This window comes from Streptomyces roseochromogenus subsp. oscitans DS 12.976 (genome assembly GCF_000497445.1).
In the GTDB taxonomy this organism is placed as follows: Bacteria; Actinomycetota; Actinomycetes; order Streptomycetales; family Streptomycetaceae; genus Streptomyces; species Streptomyces oscitans.
The window spans coordinates 7,364,459-7,369,247 of sequence record NZ_CM002285.1 but is presented as its reverse complement, the minus strand read 5'-3'; the positions used below and the strand labels follow the sequence as shown (position 1 = coordinate 7,369,247).

At 71.5% G+C, this 4,789-nt stretch carries 5 protein-coding genes and 1 pseudogene; 4 read left to right on the top strand and 2 right to left on the bottom strand.

All coding sequences use genetic code 11. From position 1 onward, the window contains the following. On the top strand, positions 1 to 763 hold a 763-nt coding region (locus M878_RS81470), incomplete at its 5' end, for a carbohydrate kinase family protein (protein WP_023551566.1). Positions 764 to 1,108: 345 nt separating this feature from the next. Here the strand turns inward: M878_RS81470 and M878_RS81465 are convergent. After that, complete coding sequence (locus M878_RS81465; protein WP_031226453.1) at positions 1,109 to 1,903, bottom strand: methyltransferase domain-containing protein; 795 nt, start codon at positions 1,901 to 1,903, stop codon at positions 1,109 to 1,111. A 262-nt stretch (positions 1,904 to 2,165) separates the two neighbouring features. Here M878_RS81465 and corA point away from each other — a divergent pair, with 262 nt between their 5' ends. Then, positions 2,166 to 3,293 (top strand): magnesium/cobalt transporter CorA, encoded by a 1,128-nt coding sequence (gene corA, locus M878_RS81460; protein ID WP_023551564.1) that lies wholly within the window; start codon positions 2,166 to 2,168, stop codon positions 3,291 to 3,293. A 32-nt stretch (positions 3,294 to 3,325) separates the two neighbouring features. Here the strand turns inward: corA and M878_RS81455 are convergent, their stop codons facing one another. Further along, positions 3,326 to 3,958, bottom strand: coding sequence for a nucleoside/nucleotide kinase family protein (locus M878_RS81455; protein ID WP_023551563.1), 633 nt, complete (start codon positions 3,956 to 3,958; stop codon positions 3,326 to 3,328). Between the two features lie 77 nt (positions 3,959 to 4,035). On the opposite strand from M878_RS81455, the gene M878_RS92530 reads away from it, so the two are divergent. Then, positions 4,036 to 4,404: a hypothetical protein gene (locus M878_RS92530; RefSeq protein WP_158692818.1), complete on the top strand. Its 369-nt coding sequence runs from the start codon at positions 4,036 to 4,038 to the stop codon at positions 4,402 to 4,404. Between the two features lie 44 nt (positions 4,405 to 4,448). Beyond that, positions 4,449 to 4,789: pseudogene (locus M878_RS81445) on the top strand (DUF2293 domain-containing protein); the annotation flags it as partial.

Below are 4,789 nucleotides of genomic sequence, written 5' to 3'. Positions count from 1 at the left end.
CACGGGCTGCGCGGACGTACGGCTGCTCGGGCGGGTGGGCGCGGACTCGGCCGCGTGGCACGAGCGTGAGCTGGCCGCGGCCGGGGTGCGGCCCCGGCTGGTGGTCGATCCGGCGGCGGCGACCGGGACGGTGATCTGTCTCGTCGACACGGGTGCGGCGGCGGAGCGCACGTTCCTCACGGACAGCGGAGCGTCGTTGCGGCTCGAACCCGCCGACTGGTCGGACGCGTTGCTCGACGGCGTGGCCCGGCTGCATCTGTCGGGCTATCTGCTGTTCACGGAGCCGAGCCGGGAGCTGGCCGAGACGGCGCTCGTGGCGGCACGCGCGCGTGGCGTGCCGGTCAGCCTGGATCCGGCGTCGGCGGGCTTCCTGGTACGGCTGGGCGTGGACCGCTTCCTGGCGTTCGCGGAGGGGCTGGACGTGCTGCTGCCCAGCCGGGACGAGGCGTGTCTGCTGACCGGGCTGCCGGATCCGGTGGACGCGGCGGCCAAGCTGAGCCGTCTCGTTCCGCTGGTCGTGGCCAAGGCGGGTGCGGACGGTGCGCTGGTGGCCCGGTCCGGCAGCGCACCGGTCAGGGTCCCGGCGACACCGGCGGTCCCTCGGGACACCACGGGCGCGGGGGACGCCTTCACCGGCGCGTTCCTCGCATCCCTGCTCGCGGGCGCGGACCCGGAGGGGGCGGCAGCACGGGGCTGCCGGGCGGGCGCGGAGGCCGTACAACGGGTGGGTGGCAGACCGCCGTGTGCGGGACGCGCCGACTAGCCGGCTGCCGTCACCGACACGACGCCGGGCGGGCGGACAGGTGCGGCTCGGTCCGGCCCGGCAGCGCGAACGCCGAGGCGGAGCAGCCGAATTGAGGCAGAACGGGCGCCCTGCCCGATTGGCAGGCGCCTACGGCCTGTCCGGCGGATCCTGTCGCGGACGCGGGGGCAGGCACGCCCTCCCCCTCCCTCACTGCCTCAAGGGCGTGGGGACCCCCAGCGGCTTTGTCGTCGGTCCCCGACTCCCCACGCTCGACTTCGCTCGCGCGGGGGGCACCCGCACAGACCCCGCTCACCTGCGCTGATGAGGTGCCGTTGATGTCCTGCGACCTGATCCGCCGGACAACTAAGCCTTCCTCCCCCACGCCGAGATCATCGGCGCGGTGGCCAGGTCCATGGCACCGGACTCGACGTTGGCCAGGTGCCGGTCGATGTCCTCGTCGGTGGCGAGTCCGGCGGTGACGAGCCGGTCCCGGATCTGACGGACCGTCGCGGCCTCCAGGGTCGTACAGGCAGGCGATGCCACCGGGAAGAACGCATCCGCCTCCACCCCGCTCAGGCCGGCCTCGCGAAGCAGACGCGGGACTTTGCGGCCGTACGACAGATCGGCGCCGCGCTCGGCAAGCAGTGTGCGAAAGCCCTGGCGCAACCGGTTGGCCAGCTGCTGCTCGGGGCCGTACTCGTCGGGGCAGGGCAGGGACTGGAGGGCGGGGTCGGCGTCTTCGACCAACAGCCAGCCGCCGGGCCGCAGGGACTGGATCATGGAATGCAACGCCCTTGCCCGGTCCGGGACATGGACGAGGACGAGCCGGGCGTGGACCAGGTCGAAGCCCTCACCCGGCGGTTCCTCGGCGCCCACGTCGTGGACGCGGACCTCCAACGGCGAACCGGCGACGGCAGCGATCCGCGAGGTGTCGATGTCGGTCGCGACGACCTTGCCGGAGGGGCCCACCGTCTCGGCCAGCCAGGACACCACGGAGGTGCCGCCGGCCCCGACCTCCCAGCAGCGCCAGCCGGGCCCGATACCGAGCGCCTCGATGTGCCGGAAGGTCGTGGGATCGAACAGGGCGGCGAAGGCGTCGAAGCGCTGTCCCGCCTCGTTCTGCCGGTTGTCCAGGAGGTACCCGTCGGATCGCGTCATACCGCGATCATCCCAGTCGCCCGGCTTGTCCGGATCGGCGAACGCTCCGTCCCGGGCGAGGACCGATCCGTCGAGCAGCGGCAACCGATCCGTCCACACTCGGGAATCGATTCTCCAGAGGCGGGCACTCGTCCGTCCACAGGCGGGAACCAAGCGGAACATCCTGTTCCCACAGCCTTACCCACGCCCTGCTCTCGGCTGGCAGACTTGCCCGGCAAGGCGCGAAAGCGTTGCGTGAGGAGATCCATGCGAGGAGATCCAGATGTCCATGGCGGGGAATCTGCGGAAGGTCACGGGGCTGGGCAGGGTCGGCGGACTGCGCAAGGTGGCGCGGCTGGCCGGGCGGCGGCCGCGCGTGGACCTGAGTCATCCCGCCAGGTCACCGCTGGGCTCGTCGGTGGTCAACTGCGTGATGTACCAGGATGGCGTACGGGTGCCGCAGTGCACGGACCTGGTGGACGCCGTGCGGATGGTGCGCAAGACCGGCGAGGGGTTCGTCTGGCTGGGGCTGCATGAGCCGACGGACCGTGAGTTCGCGGGCATCGCCGAGCTGTTCGACCTGCATCCGCTGGCGGTGGAGGACGCGGTCGAGGCTCATCAGCGCCCGAAGCTGGAGCACTATGGGGACACGCTCTTCGCGGTGTTCAAGACCGTCTGTTATGTGGAGCACGACGAGCTGACGGCGACCAGCGAAGTCGTGAACACCGGCGAGATCATGGTGTTCGTCGGCGAGGACTTCGTCATCACGGTCCGCCACGGCCGGCACGGCTCACTGGGCCCTCTGCGCGAGGAGCTGGAGGCACATCTGTACCAGCTCTCGAAGGGACCGGCGGCGGTGCTGCACGCGATAGCCGACCATGTCGTCGACGACTATCTGAACGTCACGGACGCGGTGCAGGCCGACATCGACCAGGTCGAGACGGAGGTGTTCTCGGAGAACGGCGCACGGCTCGACCCCGGCCGCATCTACCAGATGAAGCGTGAACTGCTGGAGCTGAAGCGGGCGGTGGTGCCGCTGGGCCGCCCAGTGGAGGACCTGGCCACCCGGCCCATACGAGTCGTCGCACCGGAGATACAGGCCTATTTCCGGGACGTGCTCGACCATCTGATCCGGGCCAAGGAACAGATCGCCGCGTTCGACGAACTGCTCAATTCGATCCTGCAGGCCCATCTCGCGCAGGTGACAGTCGCGCAGAACGAGGACATGCGGAAGATCACGGCCTGGGCCGCGGTGATCGCTGTGCCGACGATGGTGTGCGGGGTGTACGGCATGAATTTCGACAACATGCCCGAGCTTCACTGGTGGTTCGGCTATCCGCTGGTCATGGTCGTCATGGTGGGGGCGTGTCTGGTGCTGTACCGGGGCTTCCGGCGCAACGGCTGGCTCTGAGCCGCGGGAGGTCGGCGGCCGGGCCGGGCGGCTCAGCCGCTCCAGGCGGGATGGCGCGGGTCGTCGGCCCGTACCAGGACGTCGGCCATGTCGGCCGGGTCGGTCTCGTTCTCGTAGCGCTCGAAGGCGGGGAGCGTCCAGTGGTCGGCCTCCGGGGTACGGCGGCGCAGCGCGCCCGGGGAGAGGAGGAGGTGCACGGTCAGGTCGAAGGGGAACCAGTGGCGCAGCAGGAGGGGGCCATGGAGCAACAGGATCCCGCCGGGCGGGAGTTGGACATACGGGCTGCGGGTGGCCCGGTCGGTGACCGGATCCCACAGGTCGGGCAGGATACGGCCGCTGCCGCCAGGGTCCAGCGGGCCGAAGACCTCGCGCCACAGGGCGCCGGTGTCGAACCATCCGCCGTAGTACGATTCCGCGTCCCGCCGCCCGTGTTCCAAGCGCAGTGAAGCGGGACGCAGGAAGCCCTCGGCGCCGACCACGAGCGAGGGCCGACCGCGCACCCGCAGCGCCTCCGCGACCCGCGAGGCGAGATCACCGGGCCGGACTGCCGGGGCCCCGTCGAAGCCGACACGCAGCCAGGCGCCCCCATCGGCCGGCTCCAGTCCGGCCAGCCGGTCGGCGAGCAGCTCGGCGAGCCGGTCCCAGGTGATCGCTTCGAGTCGCACAGGGCCCATGATGCCGGGTGGCGGGAAGTGAGGTGACAGCAGAGCCTGCCGGGAGGGGCGGGCGGTGCGCCGGACTCTTGGTGAAGGCGGCTGACGAACTACTCGACGGGCTCGCCGAGGCCGGGAGCCGGCTGGTTCCGGTGCGGCTGTGTGCGCATCTGCTCGGCCCGGACGGGCGGCCGGCGATGGAGGACCCGACGGTGTTCCCGCCGGAGATCCGTTCCTTCGCGCGGGAGCACACCGCGGGGCTGGAGCGGCTGCGGGAACGGCCGGAAGGGCCCGTCGACTGGGTGCTGCTCACAACCGCCGGGCACGTGGAGCGCGGCGGGCCACGGGCGGAGCCGGCACCGCGCGCCGGTGTCGGTGGTCAACTTCCGGCGCGGGAAGGAGAGCCGGGACGAAGAATCGGGAAGGAGAACGGCATGCGGGAGGAGGAGAAGGAGTAGGCCAGGCGTGGGAGGCATGGGCAGCGGCGGGGAAAGTACCGCGTATGGCGCTTCCCTCAACTCCCCACTCCCCCGGTCGGCTTGTCGCCTTCCAGGCGCTGAGGCCCAAGCGGTGTGCCGCTTGCCGGCGCGGGCCGCTGTCGCTGCTCGTGCTGGAGGACGGGGCGCCGCGCTGTCTGCACTGTGCGGACCTCGGACACCTGGTGTTCCTGCCGCGCGGGGACACCGCGCTGACCCGCAGGTCCAGGGAGGAGAGCGGACTGTCAGTCGTGGTGGTGCGCTTCAACCGGCGCAAGGGCCGTTACGAGCGGCAGGGCGTGCTCGTGGAGGAGGCGGCGCTGGCCCGGGCCGAGGCCCGCTGTCTGGCGGACGCGGAGGCGCGGCG